We start from the raw sequence: 25,515 nt of genomic DNA, 5'->3' as shown, positions 1-25,515 counted from the left end.
TAGCCGCGGGGGGCCCGCCGTGTGCCGTCGACGACAATTCGAATTTCCTGCGAACGTCGTGTGTGGCGACGGCGACGATCATGCTGAATTTCCGTGCCCGGCGACCCTTCGAATTGCCGTACGACGGCGCGCCGCCCGTGCGCCCCGGGGGATGCGCCCGCGCGCCGGGGGTGGCGGCCGTCGGCCGACGATGTGTCACCGGCCGCATACAGGGGGCCTGTTGGTGGCACGATGGTCCCTGGCGGGGGAGTGCGGGGTCGCACCCCCCGGGCCGGGAGAGCGACCGACCTAGGGTGTGATCAGTGTGGCCATTTCGCTGTCAGTGGTACTGCTGTTGGCGATCATTCTCGTGGTGCTGATCCGCGGGAAGTCGCTCAAGGCGGGGCCCGCGGTCGTCGCGGTGCTCTTCGGCTTCTTCCTCGCCTCCACGGGCATGGCCCCCTCCATAAATCGCTTCTTGAACGAAGTGGCGGAGACCATCAACTCGATCAGCTTCTGAGGCGCGCGGAGCGCTCCGGGGTCCCGCACGGCCGGGCCCCGGAAGTCCCGTGCGACCCCCTCCGGGAACGACGAAACCCCAGACCGGGACGGCCTGGGGTTCCTGCGTGGAGCGGGTGACGGGAATCGAACCCGCGTAGCTAGTTTGGAAGACTAGTGCTCTACCATTGAGCTACACCCGCACAGATCGCGCCACGCAGCGGAAGCCGCGGCACGACAGGCATCGTAGCGGGTCGTGGGCCCTCGCCGCACGCCCCCCTCGTCGGACCCCGTCTTATCGGGAGCCGCACTGCCTGCGGGCATGTACCCTACGTGTCGCACCGACGGGGTGTGGCGCAGCTTGGTAGCGCGTCCGCTTTGGGAGCGGAAGGCCGTGGGTTCAAATCCCGCCACCCCGACCAGCTTGCCCCCTCCCCCTGCGTCCCCTCGCGTCCTCTCGCGACTTCCTCCGCGCACGCGACTCCCTCTCCGTGAGATCTCCGTGAGATCGCCGTCAAGATCGCATTGTGGGTCGGCTCCCGCTTGCCGTTACTATGCAAGCTGTGTGCCCGTGTGTCTCTGAGCCGGGCTCAATCCCAAGAAGTCAGCCCCAAGGAGACCGAACCGTGAAGAGCGCCGTGGAGACCCTGAACCCGACCCGGGTTCGGCTCACTGTTGAGGTGCCCTTCGAGGAGCTCAAGGACAGCCTCGACGCGGCCTACAAGAAGATCAACCAGCAGGTCACGGTGAAGGGCTTCCGCAAGGGCAAGATCCCGGCCCGCGTCATCGACCAGCGGTTCGGCCGCGGCGCCGTCCTCGAAGAGGCCGTCAACGACGCGCTCCCGAAGTTCTACACCGAGGCCGTCAACGAGGCCGAGCTCAACGTCCTGGGCCAGCCCGAGGTGGACATCACCGAGCTGAAGGACAACGAGACCCTCAACTTCACCGCCGAGGTCGACATCCGTCCCGCGATCGAGATCCCGGACTACTCCGGCATCGAGGTCGAGGTCGACGCGATCGAGGTCAGCGACGAGGACGTCGACAAGGCCGTCGAGGAGCTGCGCGAGCGCTTCGCCTCCACGTCCCCGGTCGAGCGTGCCGCCGAGGACGGCGACGTCGTGACGATCGACCTGGAGGCCAAGGTCGAGGGCGAGGTCCTGGAGGACGGCGTCGCGTCCGGCGTCTCCTACACGATCGGCTCCGGCGAGCTCCTCGAGGGCATCGACGAGGCCGTGAAGGGCCTGGAGGCCGGTGGCGAGGCCACCTTCTCCTCCGAGCTCAAGGGCGGCTCCGCCGCCGGCAAGGAGTCCGAGGTCACCGTCAAGGTCACCCAGGTCGCCGCCCGCGAACTGCCGTCCCTGGACGACGACTTCGCGCAGCTCGCCTCCGAGTTCGACACCCTCGACGAGCTGAAGGCCGACAGCCGCAAGCGCCTCGAGAACATGAAGCAGTACGACCAGGCCACGCAGGCCCAGGAGCGCGTCCTGGAGAAGCTGCTCGAGCTGGTCGAGGTCCCCGTCCCCGAGAAGCTCCTCGCGGACGAGATCCAGACCCGCACGCACAACCTGGAGCACCACCAGCTCGGCCAGATGGGCCTCGACCTGGACAAGTACCTGGAGATCCAGGGCAAGTCCCGCGAGGAGTTCGACGCCGAGACCAAGGAGCAGGCGGAGAAGGGCATCAAGACGCAGTTCGTCCTCGACGAGCTCGTCAACAAGGAGAAGCTGAACGTGAACCAGGAGGAGCTCACCGAGCACCTCATGCGTCGCGCGCAGTCCTCCGGCATGTCCCCCGACCAGTTCGCCCAGGCCGTCGTCGAGGGCGGCCAGGTCCCGATGCTCGTCGGCGAGGTCGCCCGCGGCAAGGCCCTCGCGGTCGTCGTCGAGGCCGCGACGGTCAAGGACACGAACGGCGAGGTCGTCGACCTCGAGGACGAGGACGAGACGGCTGCCGCCGAGGGCGAGCAGACCGAGTCCCCGGCCGAGGAGAAGACCGAGGCCTGAGCGCTGCCGCTCGCCTGACCCCGCACCGGGCCCCCGGAACCATTGGGTTCCGGGGGCCCGGCGTCATGAGGGGCACGGGCCCCACCAGGGGCGCGGGGAACTGCGCGCGCAACCAGAGCCCACCCGCACTCGCCGTGGGCCTGCGCCCCTCAGGGGCGCGGGGAACTGCGCGAGCAACCAGATTCGACCCGCACTCGCCGTGGGCCTGCCTCGGCAGACGCGTCTGCGGCCCGGTGGGGGCTGGCCGCGCAGTTCCCCGCGCCCCCAGACGGGCCCTGCGGGCCTCCCCGCACTCGCCGTGGGCCTGCCGCGGCAGACGCGTCTGCGGCCCGGTGGGGGCTGGCCGCGCAGTTCCTCGCGCCCCTGACGGGGCGCGGCCCGTACCGTCCAAGGCGCCCCCGCCAGAACATGCGCTCACAGCGAACAGTCACCTTTGCGGGATTCCCCGGACGGGGCTGAGCGTTAGGGTCCATGAATACGAGGGCAGGGGAGTCCCCGAAGCCGTCCCGGAGCGGCGAGCACGCGGGTGCCCCAGCCCCAGCTGAAGACGTGAGACGGCCCGGCGCCGTCGTAAGACGAGCAGGTGGATACGTGACGAATCTGATGCCCTCCGCCGCCGGCGACCCCTCCATCGGTGGTGGCCTCGGCGACCAGGTCTACAACCGGCTGCTCGGCGAGCGGATCATCTTCCTCGGCCAGCCGGTCGACGACGACATTGCCAACAAGATCACCGCACAGCTGCTGCTCCTTGCCTCCGATCCGGACAAGGACATCTACCTCTACATCAACAGCCCCGGCGGCTCGATCACGGCCGGCATGGCGATCTACGACACCATGCAGTACATCAAGAACGACGTGGTGACGATCGCGATGGGCATGGCGGCCTCCATGGGCCAGTTCCTGCTCAGCGCGGGCACGCCCGGCAAGCGCTTCGCCCTGCCGAACGCCGAGATCCTGATCCACCAGCCGTCCGCGGGCCTCGCGGGCTCCGCGTCGGACATCAAGATCCACGCCGAGCGGCTGCTGCTCACCAAGAAGAAGATGGCCGAGCTCACGGCGCACCACACGGGTCAGTCCGTCGAGCAGGTCACGCGCGACTCGGACCGCGACCGCTGGTTCGACCCGCAGGAGGCCAAGGAGTACGGCCTCATCGACGACATCATGTCCAGCGCCGCGCGCATGCCGGGCGGAGGCGGCACCGGAGCCTGAGCCCCGCTCAGCGCCCCGCAGCCACCACCTCAGCCCCTCCCCTCTCAGGAGAACACCAGAGATGAACAACTTCCCCGGCAGCGGCCTGTACGGCCGTGCGCAGGCCGAGAGCGGCCAGGCCGAGTTCACCGGCGCCACCGCCGAGTCCCGTTACGTGATCCCGCGCTTCGTCGAGCGCACCTCGCAGGGCGTGCGCGAGTACGACCCGTACGCGAAGCTCTTCGAGGAGCGCGTGATCTTCCTCGGCGTGCAGATCGACGACGCGTCCGCCAACGACGTCATGGCGCAGCTCCTGTGCCTGGAGTCGATGGACCCGGACCGTGACATCTCGATCTACATCAACAGCCCGGGCGGCTCGTTCACCGCGCTCACGGCCATCTACGACACGATGCAGTTCGTGAAGCCCGACGTGCAGACCGTCTGCATGGGCCAGGCCGCGTCCGCCGCCGCCGTGCTCCTCGCGGCCGGTACGCCGGGCAAGCGCATGGCCCTGCCGAACGCCCGCGTGCTGATCCACCAGCCCTACAGCGAGACCGGCCGCGGTCAGGTCTCCGACCTGGAGATCGCCGCCAACGAGATCCTCCGGATGCGTTCGCAGCTGGAGGAGATGCTGGCCAAGCACTCCACGACGCCGATCGAGAAGATCCGCGACGACATCGAGCGCGACAAGATCCTCACGGCCGAGGACGCGCTCTCGTACGGCCTGATCGACCAGATCATCTCCACCCGGAAGATGAACAATTCCGCGGTTGCCTGACACCGAGCTGTAGCATCTGCCGCTCCACGGCACGGTTCGCGCACGACCCGCGTCGAAGCGAACCGTGCCAAGGGGGGCCCGAACGGGGGGCCCGGCAGGGTACCGTCGGATATGAGGCACCAGGAGCCGCTGAACGTGGCGTCTCCCAGGCGAAGGGGAAGCACCTCGTGGCACGCATCGGTGACGGCGGCGATCTGCTCAAGTGCTCGTTCTGCGGAAAGAGTCAGAAGCAGGTCAAGAAGCTCATCGCAGGCCCCGGTGTGTACATCTGCGACGAGTGCATCGACCTCTGTAACGAGATCATCGAGGAAGAGCTCGCGGAGACGAGCGAGGTGCGCTGGGAGGAACTTCCCAAGCCTCGCGAGATCTACGAATTCCTTGAGGGCTACGTCGTGGGCCAGGAGCCCGCGAAGAAGGCCCTCTCGGTAGCGGTGTACAACCACTACAAGCGGGTCCAGGCCGGAGAGAACGGCGGCGCGCAGGGCCGTGACGACGCGATCGAACTCGCGAAGTCCAACATCCTGCTGCTCGGCCCGACCGGCTCAGGAAAGACGCTCCTCGCGCAGACGCTGGCGCGCATGCTGAACGTCCCGTTCGCCATCGCGGACGCGACGGCGCTGACGGAGGCCGGCTATGTCGGCGAGGACGTCGAGAACATCCTGCTCAAGCTGATCCAGGCGGCCGACTACGACGTCAAGAAGGCCGAGACCGGGATCATCTACATCGACGAGATCGACAAGGTCGCCCGCAAGAGCGAGAACCCGTCGATCACGCGCGACGTGTCGGGCGAAGGCGTCCAGCAGGCCCTGCTGAAGATCCTGGAGGGCACCACGGCCTCCGTTCCGCCGCAGGGCGGCCGCAAGCACCCGCACCAGGAGTTCATCCAGATCGACACGACGAACGTGCTCTTCATCGTGGGCGGCGCCTTCGCCGGCCTCGAGAAGATCATCGAGTCGCGGGCGGGCGCCAAGGGCATCGGCTTCGGCGCCACCATCCGCTCGAAGCGCGAGATGGAGGAGAAGGACCAGTTCGAGGACATCATGCCGGAGGACCTGGTGAAGTTCGGGATGATCCCCGAGTTCATCGGCCGCCTCCCCGTGATCACCTCGGTCCACAACCTCGACCGCGAGGCCCTGCTCCAGATCCTGGTCGAGCCGCGCAACGCACTGGTGAAGCAGTACCAGCGCCTGTTCGAACTCGACGGCGTGGAGCTGGACTTCGAGCGCGAGGCGCTGGAGGCCATCGCCGACCAGGCGATCCTGCGGCAGACCGGCGCCCGAGGCCTGCGCGCCATCATGGAAGAGGTCCTGCAGTCGGTGATGTACGAGGTGCCGTCCCGCAAGGACGTGGCCCGCGTCGTCATCACGGCGGACGTCGTCCGGTCGAACGTGAACCCCACGCTGGTCCCGCGCGACGCGCGCGGCGGCACCGGCGGGGAGCAGAAGTCGGCCTAGCCGGACACCGGCCCGGCCCGTACGCCGAAGGGGCGCCCAGCGATCACTCGCCGGGCGCCCCTTCGGCGTACGGGCCGGGCCCGCGGGGCTAGCGCTCCGCCTCGACGCGGACGTCGGCGCGCAGCTTGGCGGCCAGGCCCGCGACCGTGTCCAGGGAGACCTGCTCGCCGCTGGCCGTGGCCCCCGCGTCGGAGTGGCCGACGGTGACGACCGTGCTGTGGTCGCCCCAGATGCACACCGGGTTCGCGAAGCCGCGCGGGCCGGCCGTGTCCTTCCCGTCCCGGTCGGCGTCCCGGTCGGCGGGGCCCGGACGGAACTCGGCCCGCTGGCACTTCATGACGCCCTCGTCGAAGCCCGCCGGGGTGAACACCTGCGGGACGCCGAGGAGCCGCACACCGCCGGACCCGCGCGCGGACGTCCGGCGCAGCTCGGCGAACATGCCGTCGACGACCTTCTCCGGGTCCTCGACCGTGCCGTACACGCCGGAGAAGGTCAGTGCCTTCTGGCCGGCGCTGCTGCCCGCCGTGTAGCGGCCGCCGACCGCCTTCGCGCCGCGCACGCCCCGCTCGGCCAGGTCCCTGAGCCCCGCGTCGGACAGCCCGCCGTCGGCGCCGGAGGACCCCGCCTTCCGGTACGAGCCGCCGAGCACCGTCGGGGGCGCCGTCAGCTCGTACCGCCCGGCGCCCGCCTCGGACGACCCGGCGTCGGTCCCGGCGAGCAGGACGTACCCGCCGGCCGCGGCCGCCACCAGGACCGCCACGGCGCCGACGAGGAACCCGGTCCGCTTCCTGCCGTCGCCCCGGACGGCCTGCCGCGGCTGCCCGGGAGGTCCGGGCCGGTCGTGGCTCACTGCGTGGTTCCCCCTCGTCGGTGGTGCGGCGGGCGTCGGGCCCCGGCGTCGGTCAGCCCTTGACGCGGACTTCCTTGCGGACCTTGAGCGTGGTGGCGGACGCGTCGGCGAGCGAGATCTTGCCCGCGACGGCGTCGGCGACCTCGACGGGCACCACGACGGCGAGGGTGCTGTGGTCGCCCCAGATGCACACCGGCATGTGGATCTCCTTGGGGCCCGACGCCGCGCCGCTGCTCGGCCCGTCGTTCTTGATCACGGACTCCTGGCACTTGAGGACGGCCTCGCCGGTGCTGAAGTCCTTGGGGCTGCCGACCAGTTCGCCGGTCTGCGCGCCCTCCTTCCGGGAGTCCTCCTTGACCTTGGCGAACATGCCGTCGACGACCTTGCCCGGGTCGTCGATCTCGCCGTACACGCCCATGAACTGGATCGCCTTCTGCCCCAGCGGGTTGCTCTCGTCGCCCGACTTGTAGGAGGCGTCGACGTCCTCGGGGTTCTTCACGCCGGCCTTCTCCGCGGCCGCCATGTCGCTGGAGTTGAAGCCGCTGCTGGGGTCGTCGCCCTTCTCGTACTCGCTGAGGATCCGCTGCGGCGTGGTCAGCTTGTGCGGGCCGTCGTCCTTGATGCCGCCGTCCGCGACGCTGGAGCCGCCGTTCTTGCCGCTCTTTTCGTCGTCGCCCCCGGCGAGCAGGAAGTAGCCGCCGACGGCGGCCGCGGCGACCACGGCAACGGTGGCGACGATGATGCCGGTCTTCTTCTTGCCGCCGCCGGGCGGCGGGGGCGGCACCTGCCCGTAGGGGGCCTGCGGGGGGACCTGCCCGTAGGGGCCCGGCTGCTGGGGCTGGCCGTAGCCGCCCTGCTGCGGGTAGCCGTACCCGGGCTGGGGCTGCGGCGGGGGAGCCTGCTGGGGGTAGCCGTAACCGGGCTGCGGGGCCTGCGGCGGCTGCCCGTAGGGGCCGGGCTGCTGCGGCTGCTGGCCGTACGGGCCGGGCTGCTGGGGCGGCTGCTGGCCGTACGGTCCCGGCTGGTTGTAGCTCATGGGGGTCCCCCTTCGAAATGCTGATGTGTTCCCGACATCCTGACGCAGCGGGACCGGGCCGGACGACCGGGTCCCGCCGCGCGGGCGCCGTCTCAGGCCTTGACGCGGACCTCGCCGCGGAACCTGGCCGTGGTGGACGCCGCCTCGTCGAGGTCGGCGGGCGTCCCGGCCAGCGCGCCCGCGACATCCGTCGTGACGACGTAGCCGAGGGTGCTGTGGTCGCCCCAGATGCAGGTCGCCGCGGACATCTTGCTCGGCCCGGAGGACCCGGCCGTGGACCCGGCCGTGGAGCCGGACGTCCCCGCGCCGCCGCCCAGGTCGACCTTCATCTCCTGGCACTTCATGACCGCGCCGTCGAGCCCGGCGGGCTCGTACGCCTTCGGCTCGCCGACCAGTTCGACGCTCTCGCCGCTGCCGCCCGACGCCGCGTTCTTCTCCTTGGCGTTGGTGAACATGTGGTCGACGACGCCCTCGGGGTCCTCGATGTCGCCGTACACGCCGCCGAAGGTCAGGACCTTCTGCGCCATCGGGTTGTCCTTGCTGCCCGACTGGTACTGGCCCTGGACGTCCTTGGGGTTCTTCACCCCGGCCGCCTCCGCCTTGTCCAGGTCGACGCTGTTCAGACCGCTGGAGCGGGCCGGGTCCTTCTTGTAGTCGGTCAGGACGGTGTCCGGCGCGATCAGCTTGTGCGGGCCGTCGTCCTTGATGCCGCCACCGCCACCGCCGCCGTCCGCGACGCTCGACGAGCCGCCGTCCTTGCCGCTCTTGTCGTCGTCGCCCCCGGCCAGGAGGAAGTAGCCGCCGACGGCGGCCGCGGCGACCACGGCGACGGTGGCGACGATGATGCCGGTCTTCTTCTTGCCGCCGCCGGGCGGCGGGGGCGGCACCTGCCCGTAGGGGGCGTGCTGACCGTAGGGCGGCTGGGGCGGCTGCCCGTAGGGGCCCGGCTGCTGGGGCTGCCCGTAGGGGCCCTGGGGAGCCTGCTGGGGATAGCCGTAGCCGGGCTGCGGGGCCTGCTGGGGGTAGCCGTAGCCGGGCTGCGGGGCCTGCGGCGGCTGCCCGTAGGGGCCGGGCTGCTGCGGCGGCTGCTGGCCGTACGGACCGGGCTGCTGGGGCTGCTGCCCGCCGTACGGTCCCGGCTGGTGGTGGCTCATCGCTGGGGTTCCCTCCCGATGCTTTACATGGCCCGAACATCCTGTCGGATCACGGGAGGGGGTCGGGGCGCTCGGACCGGATCGATGCGGAGTTGTTGAAGGGCTGTTCCCGAGGCCGGACGTACGGCGGCCGATCCGGGCCGGACGTCCGGCTGATGTGCGGCTGATGTGCGGCGGGCATGCGGCGGACGTGCGGCGGGCACGGCGGGGCCCGGAGCCGCCGCGCGACCCCGGACCCGCCCCCGCGTCCGCGCCGCTACGCCTTGACGCGCGCCGCTTCCCGCAGTTGGGCCGCGAACCCGGCGACGTCGTCCGTGGCCAGGCCGCCACCGCCCTTGGCCATCGCCGCCAGGTCGACGCCGAAGACGATGCCGTACGTGCTGTGGTCGGCCCAGATGCAGATCGGCAGCCGCGTCTCCTGGCCGTCGTCCTTGATGCTGGCGCTCTGGCACTTCATGACGGCGTTGTCGAGGCCGTCGGGCTCCACGGTCTCCGGGCTGCCGACGAGTTCGATCTTGTCGTCGGTGTCGCCGCCCGACTCCTTGCGCGAGTTCTCCTCCGCCTTGGCGAAGCCGTCGTCGACGGACTTCTCCGGGTCCTCGATCTCGCCGTACATCCCCTGGAAGCTCATCTGCTTCGCCTTGAGGGCCGTGCCCGACCGGTACGAAGCCGCCACGTTCTGCGGGTTCTTGATGCCGATCTCCTCGGCGTTCTTCTTGTCGCCGGAGCCCAGCGGACCGTCGTCGGGGGAGCTCGAGTCGTCGCCCTTCGTGTACCCCGCGACCGAGGCGGGCGGCACCAGCTTGTGGGCCCCGTCGTCCTCGACGGACGTCGAACCGCCCCCGCCGAAGACGAAGTACGCGCCGACCCCGAGGGCCGCGACCACCGCGACCGCGCCGATGACGAGCCCGGTCCTCTTCTTGCCGCCGCCCTGCGGCCCCGGCGGGGGCGGCACCTGTCCATAGGGCCCCTGCTGCCCGTAGGGGCCCTGCGGGGGCTGCCCGTACGGCGCCTGCTGCGGCGGCTGCCCGTAGGGGCCCGGCTGCTGCGGCTGGCTGTAGCCGCCCTGCTGGGGCGGGGGGCCGGGCGGCTGCTGGGGGTAGCCGTAGCCGGGCTGGGGCTGCTGCGGGGGGACGCCCTGCGGGGGCTGCCCGTAGGGGCCCGGCTGCTGCGGCTGCCCGCCGTACGGGCCGGGCTGCTGACCGTCGTACGGTCCCGGCTGCTGGTGGCTCATGGCGTGGGTCCCCCTCCGAACGCTGATGTGTCCCGGACATCCTGAACGAAGTCCGGGGGCCGTGGAGCGCCCGACCGCAAGCGATGTCGAACATTCCGGTTTCGGGACCGCTCCGTCGCCCCTCTAAACTGGCCGGGTGACCGAGAACGCTCAGCAGCAGCCTCCAGCGACCACTCCCGAACTGCCGACCCAGTACGCGCCGGCCGAGGTAGAGGGGCCGCTGTACGAGCGCTGGGTGGAACGGGGCTACTTCTCCGCCGACGAGAAGAGCGAGAAGCCGCCGTACACCGTCGTCATCCCCCCGCCGAACGTCACCGGCGCGCTGCACCTGGGCCACGCCTTCGAGCACACGCTCATCGACGCGCTGACCCGCCGCAAGCGCATGCAGGGCCACGAGACGCTGTGGCAGCCCGGCATGGACCACGCCGGCATCGCCACGCAGAACGTCGTGGAGCGCGAGCTCGCCAAGGAGGGCAAGTCCCGCCACGACCTCGGGCGCGAGGAGTTCATCGAGCGCGTCTGGAAGTGGAAGGGCGAGTCCGGCGGCCAGATCTCCGGCCAGATGCGCCGCCTCGGCGACGGCGTCGACTGGGAGCGCGAGCGCTTCACCATGGACGAGGGCCTCTCCCAGGCCGTCCAGACCATCTTCAAGAAGCTCTACGACGACGAGCTGATCTACCGCGCCGAGCGCATCATCAACTGGTGCCCGCGCTGCCTGACGGCGATCTCCGACATCGAGGTCGAGTACCAGGACGACGACGGCGAGCTCGTCTCCATGAAGTACGGCGAGGGGGACGACACCATCGTCGTCGCCACCACCCGCGCCGAGACGATGCTCGGTGACACCGCCGTCGCGGTCCACCCCGGGGACGAGCGGTACAAGCACCTGGTCGGCAAGCAGATCAAGCTGCCGCTGACCGACCGCACGATCCCCGTCGTCGCCGACGAGCACGTCGACCCCGAGTTCGGCACCGGCGCCGTCAAGGTGACCCCGGCCCACGACCCCAACGACTTCGAGATCGGCCAGCGCCACGGCCTGCCGAACATCGCGGTCATGGACGAGCACGCGGTCATCACCGTGCCCGGCCCCTTCCAGGGCCTGGACCGCCTGGAGGCCCGCTCCGCCATCGTCGGCGCGCTGCGCGCCGAGGGCCGCATCGTCGCCGAGAAGCGCCCGTACACCCACTCGGTGGGCCACTGCTCGCGCTGCAAGACCACCATCGAGCCGCGCCTGTCGATGCAGTGGTGGGTCAAGGTCGGCCCGCTCGCCAAGGCCGCCGGTGACGCGGTCCGCGACGGCCGGGTCAAGATCCACCCGCAGGAGATGGAGAAGCGCTACTTCGACTGGGTCGACAACCTCCACGACTGGTGCATCTCGCGCCAGCTCTGGTGGGGCCACCGCATCCCCGTCTGGTACGGGCCGAACGGCGAGGTCGTCTGCGTCGGCCCCGACGACGAGGCGCCCACCGGCGAGGGCTGGACGCAGGACAACGACGTGCTGGACACGTGGTTCTCCTCCGGCCTGTGGCCGTTCTCCACGCTCGGCTGGCCCGAGGAGACCGAGTCGCTCGCGAAGTTCTACCCGAACTCGGTCCTGGTCACCGGCTACGACATCCTCTTCTTCTGGGTCGCCCGGATGATGATGTTCGGCCTGTACGCGATGGACGGCACCCCGCCGTTCCACACGATCGTGCTGCACGGCATGGTCCGCGACCAGTTCGGCAAGAAGATGTCGAAGTCCTTCGGCAACGCGGTCAACCCGCTGGACTGGATGGACAAGTACGGCTCGGACGCCCTGCGCTTCACCCTGGCCCGCGGCGCCAACCCCGGCACGGACGTGCCGATCGGCGAGGACTGGGTCCAGGGCTCGCGCAACTTCGCCAACAAGATCTGGAACGCCACGCGCTTCGCGATGATGAACGGCGCCACGATCGAGGGCGAGCTGCCCCCGGCCGAGCAGCTGTCCGCCACCGACCGCTGGGTGCTCTCCCGCCTCAACGCGACGGTCGCCGAAGTCGACGCGCTCTACGACGACTTCCAGTTCGCCAAGCTCTCCGACGCCCTCTTCCACTTCGCGTGGGACGAGGTCTTCGACTGGTACGTCGAGCTGTCCAAGACGACGTTCATGGCGGGCGGCGAGGGCGCGAAGGTCTCGGCCCGCGTCCTGGGCGAGGTCCTCGACGTCACCCTGCGCCTGCTCCACCCGATCGTCCCGTTCGTCACCGAGACGCTCTGGACGGCGCTGACCGGCGGCGAGTCGCTCGTCATCGCCGACTGGCCGTCCACGGTGGTCGTTCCCGGGGCCGACGCCCCGGGCGGCTTCCGCGACGCGGGCGCCGAGCGCGAGATCGAGACGCTCCAGCAGGTCATCACCGAGGTCCGCCGCTTCCGCGCCGACCAGGGTCTGCAGCCGGGCCAGAAGGTCCCGGCCCGGCTGACCCTGGACGGCACGGCGCTCGCCCCGCACGAGGCCGCCATCCGCCAGCTGCTCCGCCTGCAGCCGGAGGGCGACGCCTTCACGGCGACGGCGACGCTGCCGGTCTCCGGCGCCACGGTCGCGCTCGACCTGTCCGGCACGATCGACGTGGCCGCCGAGCGCAAGCGCCTGGCCAAGGACCTGGCCGCCGCCGAGAAGGAGAAGGCGCAGGCCACCGCGAAGCTCGGCAACGAGGCGTTCCTCGCCAAGGCCCCCGACAACGTGGTCGACAAGATCCGCGGCCGCCTCACCAAGGCGGAGGCCGACATCGCCCGGCTGCAGGCCCAGCTGGAGGCCCTGCCCGCCGCCTGATGCCCGACCCGGCATGCGCAGCTCGAAGGCCCCGGCACCGATCCCTCGGTCCCGGGGCCTTCGCGTACCCGCTACGCCTCCGTGGCGACCGGCCCCGCACCCACGGCCTCCGCGTTGCGCCGCGTCTTGGCCCAGCCGTTCCTGCCGCGCAGCACGCGCAGCAGGCCGCGGGTGGAGACGACGAAGACGTGGTACGCGTACAGCCACAGCGCGAAGCCCCACAACAGGCCGGTGAGCCGACTGCGCCCGGGCGCGAAGTCCCTGCGGTAGACCGGGCCCCACAGGACGAACGGCAGCACCGAGAGCACGCACAGGACGAGCACCGAGGGCCAGGCGCCGAGCGCCGAGTCCAGCGGGGCGCGGCCGAGCGCGAGGGCGGCCACCAGCAGCACGGTCAGCGCCAGGCTCGCGACGTGCGCCAGCGGCTGCATGAAGGTGTACAGCGTCTCCAGGACCCCGCGCCCCGAGTAGTGCCGGGAGCCGACGATGCGCGGCGCGTACCGCACGCACTGCAGGTTGCCCTGCGCCCAGCGGGTGCGCTGGGTCAGGAAGCGGCGGGCGTGCGGCAGGCCCTCCTGGGAGACGTGGGTGTCGGCGATGTGGGCCACGCGGTAGCCGCCGAGGATCGTGTGCAGGCCCAGCTCGTAGTCCTCCAGGAGCGCGTCGCGCTGCCAGGGGCGGCGCTCGGCGGCGGCGATCCGGTCCAGGGCGGTGAGCCGGGTGAACTGTCCGTTGCCGCCCAGGCCGACCGAGCCGGTGCGCCCGCGCAGGAGCTGCATGCCCGCGTTGGAGACGGCGAACTCCATGTCCTGCATGCGCACCAGGAGCCGGGCGAGGGCGTTGCGCACCCGGCCGCGGCCGGGCAGCGGGCGCGGCTCGTCGACGTTCCGCATCCGCACGCCGACCTGTACGCCGCCGGTCTCGGGGTCGCCGAATCCGGCGGGCCCGCTGACCGCGTCCAGCGCGCCGGGGGCGAGCTGCCCGTCGGCGTCGACCACGCACACCACGACCCGGGAGCGGTCGGCGTCCGACGGCAGGAACTCGTCGAGCTCGCCGTAGGCCGCGTTGAGGGCCGCGCCCTTGCCGATCCGGGCGTCGGGCAGCCGGCGGGAGACCAGGTGGACGCGGACGTCGTCCTCGGCGAGGGCGGCGACGACGGCGGCCGTGCGGTCCTCGCTGGCGTCGTCGACGACCCAGACGTGGGCGGCGGGGAAGTCGGTGCGCAGCCGGTGCACGGTGGTGCCGACGACGGTCTCCTCGTCCCGGCAGGGCACGAAGAAGTGCCAGTCGAGGGCGCCGGAGTCGCCCGGCTCGTGGGCGGGGCGGCGCAGATAGGCGTGGCGGGCGCCCGCCCAGTACAGCAGGAAGCAGGCGAGGAGGACGAAGGGGAAGAGGAGGAGCAGCCGGTCGAAGGTCAGCATCGGGGGTCCTGGGCGTGGTGGGGGAGCGGGGTCAGGCCGCGGCGGAGAGGCGGTCGGCGTGGCCGGCGCCGGCCACCAGGTCCGTGAGGAGCGCGACGATGCGCTGCGCCGCGCGGGCGTCGCCGAACGGGCTGGGGGTGGCGGCGAGGCGGCGCAGCCCGTCCCGGCCCTCGGCGAGCCTGCGCCGTGCGGCCCGGCCGATCTCCGGTCCCGGCGCGACGAGTTCGGCGAATCCGGCGGCCATCGCCTCGGGGCGTTCGGTGGAGCGGCGCACGACGACGAGCGGCCTGCCGAGGACGGTGACCTCCTCCTGGACGCCGCCGGAGTCGGAGACGAGCAGCGCCGCGTGCCGGGCCAGTGCGAGGAACTCGCCGTGGCCGAGCGGGGGCAGGGCGGTGAGCGGGGTGAGCAGGTGGCCGAGCCCGGCGGCCTCGGCGCGGGCGCGGGTGCGCGGATGCAGCGGGACCAGGACGGGCAACCGCCCGGCCAGCGCGGCCAGTTCGGTGAGGACGGCCCGCAGCGCCGCCGGGTCGTCGGTGTTCTCGGGCCGGTGCACGGTGGCCAGGACGTACGCGTCCGGGGTGAGGCCGTGCGCGGCCAGCAGGGCGGCGCGCTCGGCGGGGCCGGGCAGGGCGTCGGCGACGGCCGCGACGACGGTGTTGCCGGTGACGGCGATCCGCCCGTCGGGGATCGACTCGGCGACGAGGTGGGCGCGGTTGTCCTCGGTGGCCGCGCACAGGACGTCGGCGAGCTGGTCGATCAGGACGCGGTTGTGCTCCTCGGGCATCGCGCGGTCGTGGCTGCGCAGGCCCGCCTCGATGTGGACGAGGGGGATGTCGCGGGCGTTGGCGGCGAGCGCGCCGGACAGCGCCGCGTTGGTGTCGCCCTGGACGACGACGGCGCGGGGCGGCCGGGCGGCGAACTCGGTGTCGAGCCGGGCGAGCGCGACGGAGATCTGCACGGCACGGGCCTGCCCGCCGACGCCGTCGAGCAGGATGGGTTCGGGCAGCCCGAGCTCGGCGAGGAACCGCCCGGAGAGCGAGTCGTCGTAGTGCTGCCCGGTGTGGATCAGCCGTGCGGCGTCCCCGAGCAGCCGCACCAGCGGCGCGAGCTTGACCAGCTCGGGCCGGGTCCCGAGCACGACGGCGACGCTCCCCGCGGGGAGCCGGTGGGCGGTGGGGCTGACGGACACGGGGCACTCCAGGACGAACGGGACATGACGTCGTACGTCCTGGAGCGTGCGGGCCCCGGGTTGCGCCGCCGGATCGCCGTCGGTTGCGCGACGGTTGCGACCTTCGGAATGCCCGGAAAAGGGACTTTGGTCCGGGACGTTGGTCCCGGGGGGCCTACCGATCCGCCCGGTACCGGTACCCCAGCCCCCGCACGGACTCCAGCGGATCCCCGTCCCCCGCCCCGGACGCCGCCAGGCGCCGCCGCAACCGGAGCACCGCGAACTTCACCCGCTCCCGCCCGGCCCCGTCGGGCGCGTCCCACACCAGATCGAGCAACTGCTCGGTCGTGACCACGCGCCCCCGGTTGCGGACGAGCACCTGGAGCAGCCGGTACTCGATGTCGCTGAGCCGGATCTCCCGCCCCTGCCAGACCGCCGACCGCCGCTCGGGCACCATCCGCAGCCCCGCCTCCACGTAGTCGCCGCGCCACTGGTCGGGCCTGCTGCGCCGCAGCAGCGCCTCGATGCGGGCGAGCAGCTCCTGCGTGTCGAAGGGCTTGGTGACGTAGTCGTCCGCGCCGGCGCGCAGCCCCCGTACCCGCTCGTTGGGCGAGGTGCGGCCGGAGAGGATGAGCACGGGCAGGTCGGTCATGTCGCGGGTGCGGTCGAGGACCTCCCAGCCGTCGAGGCCGGGCAGCACCAGGTCGAGGACCATCAGGGCGGGCCGCTCGGCGAAGAGCAGCCGCAGCGCCGCGTTGCCGTCCTCGGCGAGCACCGTCTCGTAGCCGGCCTGGTCCAGGACGGTGCGCAGGGCCAGGCCGAGGTCGGGGTCGTCCTCGACGACGAGCAGGCACGTCATGCGGGCGCGGGCCGCCCCGTCGGCAGCCGGACCACCACGGACGTGCCGCCGTCCTCCCCGCCGTGCAGGGCGATGTGCCCGTCGTGCAGCCGCACGGTGTCGCGGACGGCGGAGAGGCCGAGGCCGGTGCCGGGGTAGGCGCCGCGGCGGGCGTTGGGGGCGCGCACGAACTCGGTGAAGACCTCGTCGTGGAACTCCTTGGGGATGCCGATGCCGGTGTCGGCGACGGAGATCTCCCAGCCGGTGCCGTCCGGCTCGTCGTAGGGGTGGGCGGAGACGGTGACCGTGCCGCCGGGCGGGGTGAACTTCACGGCGTTGTCCAGGAGCGCGGCGAGGGCGTTCTCCAGCTGGTTGCGGTCGGCGTACGCGGGCGGCCCCGGCTCGTGGGCGTGCACCAGGAAGATCCCGGCGGCCTCGGCGCGGGGCAGCAGCTCGTGGGTGAGGCGGCCCAGGAGCCGGGCCATGTCGACGCGTGCGTACGTCGTCTCCGGGCGGCTCCCCGTGCTCGCGGCGGCGTGCAGCAGCCCGTCGACCATCTCCTGCATGCGCTGCGCGTTGCGCCGGATGGTGTCCAGGTAGGTGCCCTGGGTCGCGGAGAGCGGTCCGCCCGCGGGCGGCGCGAGCAGGTCGCAGAAGCTGAGGATCGTGGCGAGCGGGGTGCGCAGCTCGTGCGAGGCGCGCGCAGTGAACTCGGCGCGCTCGCGGGCCAGGTCGCCCAGGGTGCGCACGTGGCGGCGCAGGTCGTGCTCGCGGCGGCGCTGTTCGGTGATGTCCTCGGCGAGCCACAGGACGCCGAGGTGCTCGCCGTCCACGTCGATCGGGCGCCGGTTGGTCCTGATCACCCGGCCGTCGAGGAAACGGACCTCGGCGGTCCGGGGGAACTGGCGGCGGTTGAGCTGGCGCAGCGCCGTACTGCCGGAGGGCAGCTGCTCGGCGACGGCCTCCGCGAGCGTGCCGACCGGCGTGCCCGGGGAGGTGTCGACGTCCTGCAGCCGCGCCATCTCGACGAGCTGCTGGTTGACGGCGACCACCCGTTGGTCGGCGCCGACCAGCAGCGCGCCCTCGGGCACGGCGCCGAGCAGGGCCTCGGCGACCTGCGAGGTCAGCCGCAGGGTCTGGGGCACGGCGGGGCCTAGGTGGCCGGGCCGGTGGCGGACTCGGCCGCCTCGACGGGCTCGGCCGTCTCGGTGGCCTGCGCCGGGACCGGCATGCTGACCGGGGCGGGCGCGGGGACGGGTGCCGGGGGCGGAGGTCCGGCGGCGGGCGGGGCGAGGTCGAGGCCGAGCCGCTCCAGCTCGGCCGAGGCCAGCGCGTCGAGCGTCTCCGGATCGCCGTGCCGCCAGCCCCAGGCGAGACTGCCCGGCGTCGCGTCCGGGATCTCCGAGGCGGTGACGGCCACCTCGTGGAGCGGGCGCAGCAGGGAGCGCAGGGCGAGCAGGTCGCGGCCGTCGTCGGTGGCGGCGAGGTCACGGGCGGCGCCCGCCTGCCGGATCCAGCGCAGCCGGCGCGGCAGCCAGGCGCTCAGGACGAGGCCGACGGGGACGACGAAGAGGGCGACGGCACCCACGGCCACGGCCGTGCGGACGACGACGGGGTCCATGGCGTCGACGACGCCTGCCACGAGCCGCAGCACACGGTCGACGCGCCCGCCGACCAGGGGCAGCGGCGCGCTGTGTTCCTGCAGGGCGCGGGGGAGGGCGAGCAGGCAGGCCAGCCGGTACGTGATGACGGCGGCGGCGGCCCACAGCGCGGTCCACAGGAGGACCCCGGCGTCGCCGGCGAGCTGATGGGTCCGCCTGGCGGGATTCTGGGCATACCACATGGTCCGATTTGACCCCCGGCGGGCGTTCTGGTGGGGCAGCCGCGCCGAAGGGACACCCGTTGGGCCACCCGTTAGGCGCCCGAGGCGCGCACGACGGGACGACACGACCATGATCACCCGCAACGTCCCGGGGTGCGGCAAATCACCAAATCAAGGACGTAAGTCCGGTGAAACGGGCCGAAAGACCTTGGATGATGGACAGCATGCGCAACCGGCCCGCCGCCTTCCCGGCGATTCGCCAGGCGGCGGCCACGGCCGGCCGCCTCGGCAGGCGCTGGTCGCAGGAGCCGCGCGCGCTGGACGTCCTCGCGGCGCTGAGCGCCTTCGCGCTGATGAGCCTGGACGTCCCCGGCCTCGCCGAGGCGGACAACTCCCTCAACGGCCCGCTCGCCGTCCTGGCCCTCGCGGCCGGCGCGTCCTCGCTGCTGGTGCGCCGCAGGGCGCCGTGGCTGACGTACGCGATCGCGCTGCTCTTCCTCAGCTGGCTGCACGAGCTGACGCTGGCCCAGTTCGCGCTCTACTCGCTGGGGCGCTACCGGGGCCGGCTCGCGGGCACGCTCGGCGTCGTCGGGTACGTGACGTTCGCGTACGTCATGTTCAACCTGCCGGGCTGGCCGGTGCACCGGGGGGACACGCTCGGCGCGTTCCTCAGCCTGGTCGTGCCGATCGGCGTGCTCGCGGCGGGTGTCGGCGTCGCGGCGAACCGGCAGGACCTGGTCCGCGCGCTGGAGGCGCAGCGCGCGGAGACGGACACGCTGCACGCCGTCCAGCAGGAACGGACCCGCATCGCGCGGGACGTGCACGACTTCGTGGGCCGCGAGCTCACGCTGCTGAGCGTGCGCTCGCAGGTGCTGGCGCGGCGGGCCACGGGCGGCACCTTCGAGGGCGACTTCGAGGAGCTCTCGGAGACGGCGCGCAGTGCGCACCGGATGCTGAACGAGATCATCGTGCAGCGCGGCACGGACGGTGCGCCGACGCCGGGCCTGGACGCGCTGCCCGAACTCGCCGAGCGCAGCGGGCGGGCGGGCAGCCCCGTGGACCTCGTGGTCGACGACGCCGCCCACGGCCTCTCGCCGCTGCGCCAGGCGGCGGTCCACCGGGTGGTCCAGGAGTGCCTGACGAACGCGGCGAAGCATGCGCCGGGGGAGTCGGTCGAGGTCCGGGTCGCCCTGTGCGGCACGCGCCTGCGGATCACGGTGCGCAACCCGCTCCCCAGGACGGCGCCGCCCGCGGCCCCGGTCTCCGCGGGTACGGGGACGACGGGGATGGCGGAGCGGGTCCGGGCGGTGGGCGGCACGTTTGCGGCGGGGCCGCGGGGTGGGGTCTACGAGGTCCACGCGACGCTTCCCTCGGGCGACCGCGCCTGATCCCCGGGCCTGTCTCACCCGGCACCGTCCGGTGGGGGCAGGGGCTGCGCCCGGCGCCGTGGCGGGCCCTTCCCACCCGCCCACCCGTTTGCCCGGCACCGTCCGGCGGGGGTAGGGGCCCCGTGCCTGCCCGCTCCCGTGCCCCGCGCCCCGCGCCGTGCCGGGCCTTCCCCACCCGCCCACCCGTTTGCCCCGCACCGTCCGGCGGGGGTAGGGGCGTACGGCGGCCCGCTCCCGTGTCCCGTGCCCGGCGCCGTGGCGGGTCTTTCCCGCCCGCCCACCCGTTTGCCCCGCACCGATCGGTGGAGGTAGGAGCCCGTGCCTGCCCGCTCCTGTGTCCTGCGCCCGGCGCCGTGGCGGGTCTTTCCCACCCGCCCACCCGTTTGCCCGGCACCGTCCGGCGGGGGTAGGGCGCCGCGTACGGCCGCCCGCCCGCCCGTTTGCCCCGCCCCCCTCCTCGTTCGCGTGAAGGGTGAGGTTCGGTGGGGTTCTTGTCCGGCGTTGCGGTGCGGGGTGAACGGGTGGGTGGGTGGGTGGTATCCGCCGCGGAGCGGCGGGTCAGGGTCATCCCCCACGGCGGGGCAGACGCAGGGGCAGGGACAGCCGAAGCCCACCCCCCCCGGTCCCCCCGCCCGGGAGGGCTAAGCCGCTGACATCACCCGCTCCAAGCCGTCGAAGTCCTCCACGCACTTCCCGCAGCCCAGCGCGACGCTGTCCAGCGGGTCCTCCGCCACGAAGACGGGAATCCCCGTCGCCGAGGCGAGGCGCAGGTCGAGGCCGGGGAGCAGCGCGCCCCCGCCCGTCAGCACGATCCCGTGCTCCATGATGTCGCCGGACAGCTCCGGCGGGCACTCCTCCAGCGTCGTCTTGACCGCCGCGATGATCTGCTCGACGGGCTCGTCCAGCGCGGCCCGCACCTCGCGCGCCGTGAGGTCGACCGTCTTGGGCAGCCCGCCGACCTTCTCCCGCCCGCGCACGGTGAACGTCCGCATCTCCAGGGCGTCCTCGCCCGGCACCGGCCACGCCGACCCGATGGCGACCTTGATGTCCTCGGCGGTGCGCTCGCCGACGAGCAGCGAGTGCTCCTTGCGCACGAAGTCGGTGATCGCCGTGTCGAGCCGGTCGCCGCCCACCCGCAGCGACTGCGCCGTGACGATCCCGCCGAGCGAGATGACGGCGACCTCGGTGGTGCCGCCGCCGATGTCGACGACCATCGAGCCGCGCGGCTCGGCGACCGGCAGCCCCGCCCCGATCGCCGCGGCCATCGGCTCCTCGACCAGGTGCACCGCGCGCGCCCCGGCCCGCTGCGAGGCGTGCACGATGGCGCGCCGCTCGACGGGCGTGACGCCGCTCGGCACGCAGACGACCATGCGGGTCCGCGGCCTGCGCCCCGGCACGGCCTTGCGCACGAAGTGCCGGATCATCTCCTCGGCCGCCTCGTAGTCGCTGATCACGCCGTCCCGCAGCGGGCGGATCGCGGTGATGGACCCGGGCGTGCGCCCGATCGTCTCCTTGGCCTCCGCCCCCACGGCGAGTGCCCCGCCCTTGCCCTCGCGCACGGCGACCACGGACGGCTCGTTGAGCACGATCCCCTGGCCGCGGACGTAGAGGAGAGTGTTCGCTGTGCCGAGGTCGATACCTATGTCCATGATCGCCAAGTTTGCCGGGCGACCCGTCGAAGCGGAGGGACCAAGGTCCTGAATCGGACGGGCCGAAGGTCCTGACCAGGGGTCGGAAATCCCCTGGGGAACCCCGCCGGCAATCCTCTCGGGAATCCCCTGCGGGTCCAGGAATCCGCAACCCCGAAAAGCCACGGAAAGCCCCGGGAGGCCACCGCCCGCAGGCCCGCCGGGCCGGCCCCCCGCCGGGCGCCCCGAGAGGGTCCTCGCCGGGGGTCGAGCGAGGATCGAGGGCCCGGGGCAGGTCCTGGGGGCAGGTGTCGGTGGCGCTCCGTAGACTGACGTACGTGAGTGACCTCCCTCCGCACGACGACGACCACCAGACCGACCCGGACGGCGCCTTCGAGGACATCGTCGGAGCCGAGACCGACCGCGACCCCGACCTCGCGGTGATCGAGGCGGGCAGCCGCACCCTGCGCACCCAGGCGGGCCCGCCGCAGGGCGACATCCCCGCGCGTCCCACCGACCCCGAGGTGGACAGGGCGCTGCGCGAGGTGGAGACCGAGCTGGCGGGCCGCTGGGGCGAGACGAAGCTGGAGCCTTCCGTCAGCCGCATCGCCGCCCTGATGGACGTGCTGGGCGAGCCCCAGCGCGCGTACCCCTCGATCCACATCACGGGGACGAACGGCAAGACGTCCACGGCCCGCATGGTCGAGGCCCTGCTCTCCGCCTTCGAGCTGCGCACCGGGCGGTACACCTCGCCCCACGTCCAGTCGATCACCGAGCGGATCAGCCTGGACGGCGCCCCGGTCGAGGCCGAGCGCTTCATCGAGACCTACCAGGACATCAAGCCGTACGTGGAGATGGTCGACTCCCGGCAGGAGTACCGCCTCTCCTTCTTCGAGGTCCTCACCGGCATGGCGTACGCCGCCTTCGCGGACGCCCCGGTGGACGTCGCGGTCGTCGAGGTCGGCATGGGCGGCAGCTGGGACGCGACGAACGTGATCGACGGCTCGGTCGCCGTCATCACCCCCATCGACCTGGACCACACCGACCGCCTGGGCTCCACGCCGGGCGAGATCGCCAAGGAGAAGTCCGGCATCATCAAGCCGGACGCCACGGTGATCATGGCCCAGCAGCCGGTGGACGCCGCGCAGGTCCTGCTGAAGAAGGCCGTCGAGGTCGACGCGACGGTCGCCCGCGAGGGCCTGGAGTTCGGCGTCGTGGCCCGCCAGGTGGCGGTCGGCGGCCAGCTCCTGACCCTGCGCGGCCTCGGCGGGGAGTACGAGGAGGTCTTCCTCCCCCTGCACGGCGAGTACCAGGCGCACAACGCGGCGGTGGCGCTCGCCGCCGTCGAGGCGTTCTTCGGCATCGGCTCGCAGCACGCGCGCCCGCTGGACATCGACACGATCCGCAAGGCCTTCGCCTCGGTCGCCTCGCCGGGCCGCCTGGAGGTGGTGCGCCGCTCGCCCACCGTCGTCCTGGACGCCGCGCACAATCCGGCGGGCGCCCGCGCCACCGCCGCCGCGATCAGCGAGGTCTTCGACTTCAGCCGTCTGATCGGCGTGGTCGGCGCGAGCGACGACAAGGACATGCGGGGCTTCCTCGAGGCCTTCGAGCCGATCTTCGCCGAGATCGTCGTCACGCGGAACTCCAGCCATCGCGCGATGGACGCGGACGCCCTGGCCGGCCTGGCCGTGGAGGTCTTCGGCGACGACCGCGTGCAGGTCGAGCCGCGTCTGGACGACGCGCTGGAGGCGGCGATCACCCTCGCCGAGGAAGAGGGGGAGTACGCGGGCGGTGGCGTGCTCGTCACCGGTTCCGTCATCACGGTCGGCGAGGCCCGACTGCTCCTGGGGAGGGGCTGATTCCTGTGCGTATGCTCTGCGCTTCGACGCTGATCGGCGAGTTCTTCGTGATCGGCTTCGCGGGTCTGGTCGCCATGAAGGACGAGGACCTGTCCATGGGCACGGTCTGGACGGTCAGCGGCATCGCGATGCTGCTGAGCCTGCTGCTCTGCGGCATGATCACCCGGCCGGGCGGCGTGCAGCTCGGCTGGGCCCTGCAGATCGCGCTGATCGCCAGCGGCTTCGTGGTGCCGACGATGTTCTTCCTCGGTGCGGTCTTCGCCGCCCTGTGGTGGGCGTCGGTGCACTTCGGGCGCAAGATCGACGAGGCGAAGGCGCGGTTCGCCGCGCAGGCCGAGGCCGAGGCGGCCTGACCCGGCTCCCGCGGGGCGGCCCCGCCCGCCCTGCGGCACGCCCGCCCCTCGTACGGCGGTATCGTGCGGGCCATCCCACGTGATCGCAAAGATCGTGACACCACTGCTTGGAGCCGCACATGAGCCAGCGCACCCTCGTCCTGCTGAAGCCCGACGCCGTCCGTCGTGGCCTGATCGGTGAGATCATCGGCCGCATCGAGCGCAAGGCGGGCTGGACGATCTCCGCGCTGGAGCTGCGCCCGCTGGACCAGGAGACCCTGGAGCAGCACTACGGCGAGCACAAGGGCAAGCCGTTCTACGAGCCGCTGGTCGCCTTCATGTCCTCCGGTCCGGTCGTCGCGCTCGTCGTCGAGGGCGAGCGGGTCATCGAGGGCGTGCGCGCGCTGGCGGGTCCCACCGACCCGATCGCCGCGGCGCCCGGCTCGATCCGTGGCGACTTCGGCACCATCGTCCGGGAGAACCTGATCCACGCCTCGGACTCCGAGGAGTCCGCCGAGCGCGAGCTCAAGATCTTCTTCCCGGGCATCGCCTGACCGCCACGGTGGCCGGTACCGGCCGGGACCGGTCCGGTCCGGGCCGGCGCGGAAGGACCGCGTCAGGATTTTTTTCTGACACGAGGTCAGCGGAGTGCCCGGACCGACCTGGGACGGCCGATGTTTTTCGGCCGTCCTTTGGCATATGCACCCCCATTGGGGGAACCCGTGCCTCCGATGGCACGTCTCCAGGAGCGGAGCGGCACATCATCTGCTGACAATGGCGAAGACCCTAGCGCCGTGTTCGCGCAGCCGAGACTACGATGGAAGCCTCCACTGCCACACAGCACCCACCTCGCCTACCTAAAAAGCCATCACAAGCTCGACTAGGGAAGGCCAGACGCATCCTCATGGGGAACAACATGTCGTTCATCGGCCGTGACATGGCTGTCGACCTCGGGACCGCCAACACGCTGGTGTACGTCAGGGGTCGGGGGATCGTACTCAACGAGCCGTCCGTCGTCGCGATCAACACCAACACCGGTGGCATTCTCGCGGTCGGCGCCGAAGCGAAGAAGATGATCGGGCGCACGCCCGGCAACATCGTCGCCGTGCGCCCCCTGAAGGACGGCGTGATCGCCGACTTCGAGATCACCGAGCGGATGCTCCGCTACTTCATCCTGAAGATCCACAAGCGGCGCTACCTCGCCCGCCCGCGCGTCGTCGTCTGCGTGCCCTCCGGCATCACGGGCGTCGAGCGCCGCGCCGTCATCGAGGCCTCCTCGCAGGCCGGCGCGCGCCAGGTGCACATCATCGAGGAGCCCATGGCCGCGGCCATCGGCTCCGGCCTGCCGGTCCACGAGGCCACGGGCAACATGGTGGTGGACATCGGCGGCGGCACCACCGAGGTCGCCGTGATCTCGCTGGGCGGAATCGTCACGGCACAGTCGATCCGCGTCGCGGGCGACGAGCTGGACAACGCGATCATCCAGCACATCAAGAAGGAGTACTCCCTCCTCCTCGGCGAGCGCACCGCCGAACAGATCAAGATCACCATCGGTTCGGCGTACGACATGGACGCCGACGAGCACACCGAGATCCGCGGCCGGGACCTGGTCTCCGGGCTGCCCAAGACCGTCGTCATCTCCGCCGCCGAGGTCCGCAAGGCCATCGAGGAGCCGGTCAACGCGATCGTGGACGCGGTCAAGACCACCCTCGACAAGTGCCCGCCGGAGCTCTCCGGCGACGTCATGGACCGCGGCATCGTGCTGACCGGCGGCGGCGCCCTGCTGCGCGGCCTCGACGAGCGGCTGCGCCGGGAGACCGGCATGCCGATCCACATCGCCGAGGACCCGCTGGACAGCGTGGCGCTCGGCTCCGGAAAGTGCGTCGAGGAATTCGAGGCGTTGCAGCAGGTGCTCGACGCCCAACCGCGCAGATGATCTGACGCGAAAAGATCCGCCGTACGAGTGCCTGCCGCCTCGTGCGGCGGATCGTTGATATAGAGGCAAGGCACGACAATTCCCCAGAAACTCGTGGAACCCGCAGAAGCCCGCAGAATCCGCGGAATCCACGGCATCCGATTGAGGAAGGCACGCCG

Annotated in this window: 21 protein-coding genes and 2 tRNA genes; 12 read left to right on the top strand and 11 right to left on the bottom strand. The window is 72.1% G+C overall.

Annotation, left to right across the window (positions count from 1 at the left end; genetic code table 11):
- Positions 1–304: 304 nt before the first annotated feature.
- The gene (locus ACFYXE_RS14725; protein ID WP_361174645.1) at positions 305–499 is read left to right on the top strand and encodes a hypothetical protein; all 195 of its coding nucleotides are present in this window, start codon (positions 305–307) and stop codon (positions 497–499) included.
- A 107-nt stretch (positions 500–606) separates the two neighbouring features.
- Here the strand turns inward: ACFYXE_RS14725 and ACFYXE_RS14720 are convergent.
- Positions 607–680: transfer RNA gene (locus ACFYXE_RS14720), tRNA-Gly, on the bottom strand.
- Positions 681–822: 142 nt separating this feature from the next.
- On the opposite strand from ACFYXE_RS14720, the gene ACFYXE_RS14715 reads away from it, so the two are divergent.
- The 5 genes from ACFYXE_RS14715 (at position 823) to clpX (ending at position 5,900) form a co-directional block, all read left to right on the top strand.
- A tRNA-Pro gene (locus ACFYXE_RS14715) sits at positions 823–899 on the top strand.
- A 204-nt stretch (positions 900–1,103) separates the two neighbouring features.
- Entirely contained in the window at positions 1,104–2,480 is a 1,377-nt protein-coding gene (gene tig, locus ACFYXE_RS14710) for a trigger factor (protein WP_389312378.1), read from the top strand.
- Positions 2,481–3,071: 591 nt separating this feature from the next.
- Positions 3,072–3,689 (top strand): ATP-dependent Clp protease proteolytic subunit, encoded by a 618-nt coding sequence (locus tag ACFYXE_RS14705; RefSeq protein ID WP_361181538.1) that lies wholly within the window; start codon positions 3,072–3,074, stop codon positions 3,687–3,689.
- A gap of 61 nt (positions 3,690–3,750) precedes the next feature.
- Entirely contained in the window at positions 3,751–4,446 is a 696-nt protein-coding gene (locus ACFYXE_RS14700; RefSeq protein ID WP_389312376.1) for an ATP-dependent Clp protease proteolytic subunit, read from the top strand.
- A 167-nt stretch (positions 4,447–4,613) separates the two neighbouring features.
- A complete protein-coding gene (gene clpX / locus ACFYXE_RS14695; RefSeq protein ID WP_361181542.1) occupies positions 4,614–5,900 on the top strand; it encodes an ATP-dependent Clp protease ATP-binding subunit ClpX in 1,287 nt (428 codons plus the stop codon).
- An 88-nt stretch (positions 5,901–5,988) separates the two neighbouring features.
- Here the strand turns inward: clpX and ACFYXE_RS14690 are convergent, their stop codons facing one another.
- The 4 genes from ACFYXE_RS14690 to ACFYXE_RS14675 all read right to left on the bottom strand — a co-directional run bounded on the left by ACFYXE_RS14690 (position 5,989) and on the right by ACFYXE_RS14675 (position 10,174).
- On the bottom strand, positions 5,989–6,750 hold the full coding sequence (locus ACFYXE_RS14690; protein ID WP_389312373.1) for a hypothetical protein: 762 nt from the start codon (positions 6,748–6,750) through the stop codon (positions 5,989–5,991).
- A 52-nt stretch (positions 6,751–6,802) separates the two neighbouring features.
- On the bottom strand, positions 6,803–7,786 hold the full coding sequence (locus tag ACFYXE_RS14685; protein WP_389312371.1) for a hypothetical protein: 984 nt from the start codon (positions 7,784–7,786) through the stop codon (positions 6,803–6,805).
- A gap of 92 nt (positions 7,787–7,878) precedes the next feature.
- Positions 7,879–8,940: a hypothetical protein gene (locus ACFYXE_RS14680; protein ID WP_389312369.1), complete on the bottom strand. Its 1,062-nt coding sequence runs from the start codon at positions 8,938–8,940 to the stop codon at positions 7,879–7,881.
- A 256-nt stretch (positions 8,941–9,196) separates the two neighbouring features.
- Complete coding sequence (locus tag ACFYXE_RS14675; protein ID WP_389312367.1) at positions 9,197–10,174, bottom strand: hypothetical protein; 978 nt, start codon at positions 10,172–10,174, stop codon at positions 9,197–9,199.
- Positions 10,175–10,310: 136 nt separating this feature from the next.
- On the opposite strand from ACFYXE_RS14675, the gene ACFYXE_RS14670 reads away from it, so the two are divergent.
- A complete protein-coding gene (locus ACFYXE_RS14670; RefSeq protein WP_389312365.1) occupies positions 10,311–12,962 on the top strand; it encodes a valine--tRNA ligase in 2,652 nt (883 codons plus the stop codon).
- Positions 12,963–13,033: 71 nt separating this feature from the next.
- Here ACFYXE_RS14670 and ACFYXE_RS14665 read toward each other — a convergent pair whose 3' ends face one another.
- The 5 genes from ACFYXE_RS14665 to ACFYXE_RS14645 all read right to left on the bottom strand — a co-directional run bounded on the left by ACFYXE_RS14665 (position 13,034) and on the right by ACFYXE_RS14645 (position 18,235).
- Positions 13,034–14,383, bottom strand: coding sequence for a glycosyltransferase (locus ACFYXE_RS14665; protein ID WP_389312363.1), 1,350 nt, complete (start codon positions 14,381–14,383; stop codon positions 13,034–13,036).
- Between the two features lie 31 nt (positions 14,384–14,414).
- On the bottom strand, positions 14,415–15,575 hold the full coding sequence (gene wecB, locus ACFYXE_RS14660; protein WP_389312361.1) for a non-hydrolyzing UDP-N-acetylglucosamine 2-epimerase: 1,161 nt from the start codon (positions 15,573–15,575) through the stop codon (positions 14,415–14,417).
- A gap of 154 nt (positions 15,576–15,729) precedes the next feature.
- Positions 15,730–16,413 carry a response regulator transcription factor gene (locus ACFYXE_RS14655; protein ID WP_389312359.1) on the bottom strand — a complete coding sequence of 228 codons (684 nt, stop codon included), beginning with the start codon at positions 16,411–16,413 and terminating at the stop codon, positions 15,730–15,732.
- On the bottom strand, positions 16,410–17,537 hold the full coding sequence (locus ACFYXE_RS14650) for a sensor histidine kinase (protein WP_389312357.1): 1,128 nt from the start codon (positions 17,535–17,537) through the stop codon (positions 16,410–16,412). The genes ACFYXE_RS14655 and ACFYXE_RS14650 overlap by 4 nt, the downstream gene beginning before the upstream one ends.
- Positions 17,538–17,545: 8 nt before the next feature.
- Entirely contained in the window at positions 17,546–18,235 is a 690-nt protein-coding gene (locus ACFYXE_RS14645; protein ID WP_389312355.1) for a hypothetical protein, read from the bottom strand.
- Between the two features lie 203 nt (positions 18,236–18,438).
- Here ACFYXE_RS14645 and ACFYXE_RS14640 point away from each other — a divergent pair, with 203 nt between their 5' ends.
- Positions 18,439–19,602, top strand: a complete 1,164-nt coding sequence (locus ACFYXE_RS14640) for a sensor histidine kinase (protein ID WP_389312353.1) — start codon at positions 18,439–18,441, stop codon at positions 19,600–19,602.
- A gap of 641 nt (positions 19,603–20,243) precedes the next feature.
- On the opposite strand, the gene ACFYXE_RS14635 is transcribed toward ACFYXE_RS14640, so the two are convergent.
- The gene (locus ACFYXE_RS14635) at positions 20,244–21,251 is read right to left on the bottom strand and encodes a rod shape-determining protein (protein ID WP_361175640.1); all 1,008 of its coding nucleotides are present in this window, start codon (positions 21,249–21,251) and stop codon (positions 20,244–20,246) included.
- A gap of 317 nt (positions 21,252–21,568) precedes the next feature.
- On the opposite strand from ACFYXE_RS14635, the gene ACFYXE_RS14630 reads away from it, so the two are divergent.
- The 4 genes from ACFYXE_RS14630 (at position 21,569) to ACFYXE_RS14615 (ending at position 25,357) form a co-directional block, all read left to right on the top strand.
- Positions 21,569–23,089 carry a folylpolyglutamate synthase/dihydrofolate synthase family protein gene (locus ACFYXE_RS14630; protein ID WP_361175642.1) on the top strand — a complete coding sequence of 507 codons (1,521 nt, stop codon included), beginning with the start codon at positions 21,569–21,571 and terminating at the stop codon, positions 23,087–23,089.
- A 5-nt stretch (positions 23,090–23,094) separates the two neighbouring features.
- A complete protein-coding gene (locus ACFYXE_RS14625; RefSeq protein WP_361175645.1) occupies positions 23,095–23,442 on the top strand; it encodes a DUF4233 domain-containing protein in 348 nt (115 codons plus the stop codon).
- Positions 23,443–23,561: 119 nt separating this feature from the next.
- A complete protein-coding gene (ndk, locus tag ACFYXE_RS14620; protein WP_361175648.1) occupies positions 23,562–23,975 on the top strand; it encodes a nucleoside-diphosphate kinase in 414 nt (137 codons plus the stop codon).
- A gap of 362 nt (positions 23,976–24,337) precedes the next feature.
- Positions 24,338–25,357, top strand: coding sequence for a rod shape-determining protein (locus ACFYXE_RS14615; RefSeq protein ID WP_030362602.1), 1,020 nt, complete (start codon positions 24,338–24,340; stop codon positions 25,355–25,357).
- Positions 25,358–25,515: the final 158 nt, after the last annotated feature.

It is taken from the genome of Streptomyces sp. NPDC002564, assembly GCF_042889645.1.
Taxonomy (GTDB): domain Bacteria; phylum Actinomycetota; class Actinomycetes; order Streptomycetales; family Streptomycetaceae; genus Streptomyces.
The sequence above is the reverse complement of the archived record's forward strand: the minus strand, read 5'-3'. Positions and strand labels throughout refer to the sequence as shown.

Excerpts from the sequence above, each read along its gene's own strand:
- ACFYXE_RS14700 (WP_389312376.1), top strand. The coding sequence starts at position 3,751 with ATGAACAACTTCCCCGGCAGCGGCCTGTACGGCCGTGCGCAGGCCGAG.
- ACFYXE_RS14685 (WP_389312371.1), bottom strand. The coding sequence starts at position 7,786 with ATGAGCTACAACCAGCCGGGACCGTACGGCCAGCAGCCGCCCCAGCAG.
- ACFYXE_RS14680 (WP_389312369.1), bottom strand. The coding sequence starts at position 8,940 with ATGAGCCACCACCAGCCGGGACCGTACGGCGGGCAGCAGCCCCAGCAG.
- ACFYXE_RS14675 (WP_389312367.1), bottom strand. The coding sequence starts at position 10,174 with ATGAGCCACCAGCAGCCGGGACCGTACGACGGTCAGCAGCCCGGCCCG.
- ACFYXE_RS14665 (WP_389312363.1), bottom strand. The coding sequence starts at position 14,383 with ATGCTGACCTTCGACCGGCTGCTCCTCCTCTTCCCCTTCGTCCTCCTC.
- ACFYXE_RS14655 (WP_389312359.1), bottom strand. The coding sequence starts at position 16,413 with ATGACGTGCCTGCTCGTCGTCGAGGACGACCCCGACCTCGGCCTGGCC.
- ACFYXE_RS14645 (WP_389312355.1), bottom strand. The coding sequence starts at position 18,235 with ATGTGGTATGCCCAGAATCCCGCCAGGCGGACCCATCAGCTCGCCGGC.
- ACFYXE_RS14640 (WP_389312353.1), top strand. The coding sequence starts at position 18,439 with ATGCGCAACCGGCCCGCCGCCTTCCCGGCGATTCGCCAGGCGGCGGCC.
- ACFYXE_RS14635 (WP_361175640.1), bottom strand. The coding sequence starts at position 21,251 with ATGGACATAGGTATCGACCTCGGCACAGCGAACACTCTCCTCTACGTC.
- ndk (WP_361175648.1), top strand. The coding sequence starts at position 23,562 with ATGAGCCAGCGCACCCTCGTCCTGCTGAAGCCCGACGCCGTCCGTCGT.
- ACFYXE_RS14615 (WP_030362602.1), top strand. The coding sequence starts at position 24,338 with ATGTCGTTCATCGGCCGTGACATGGCTGTCGACCTCGGGACCGCCAAC.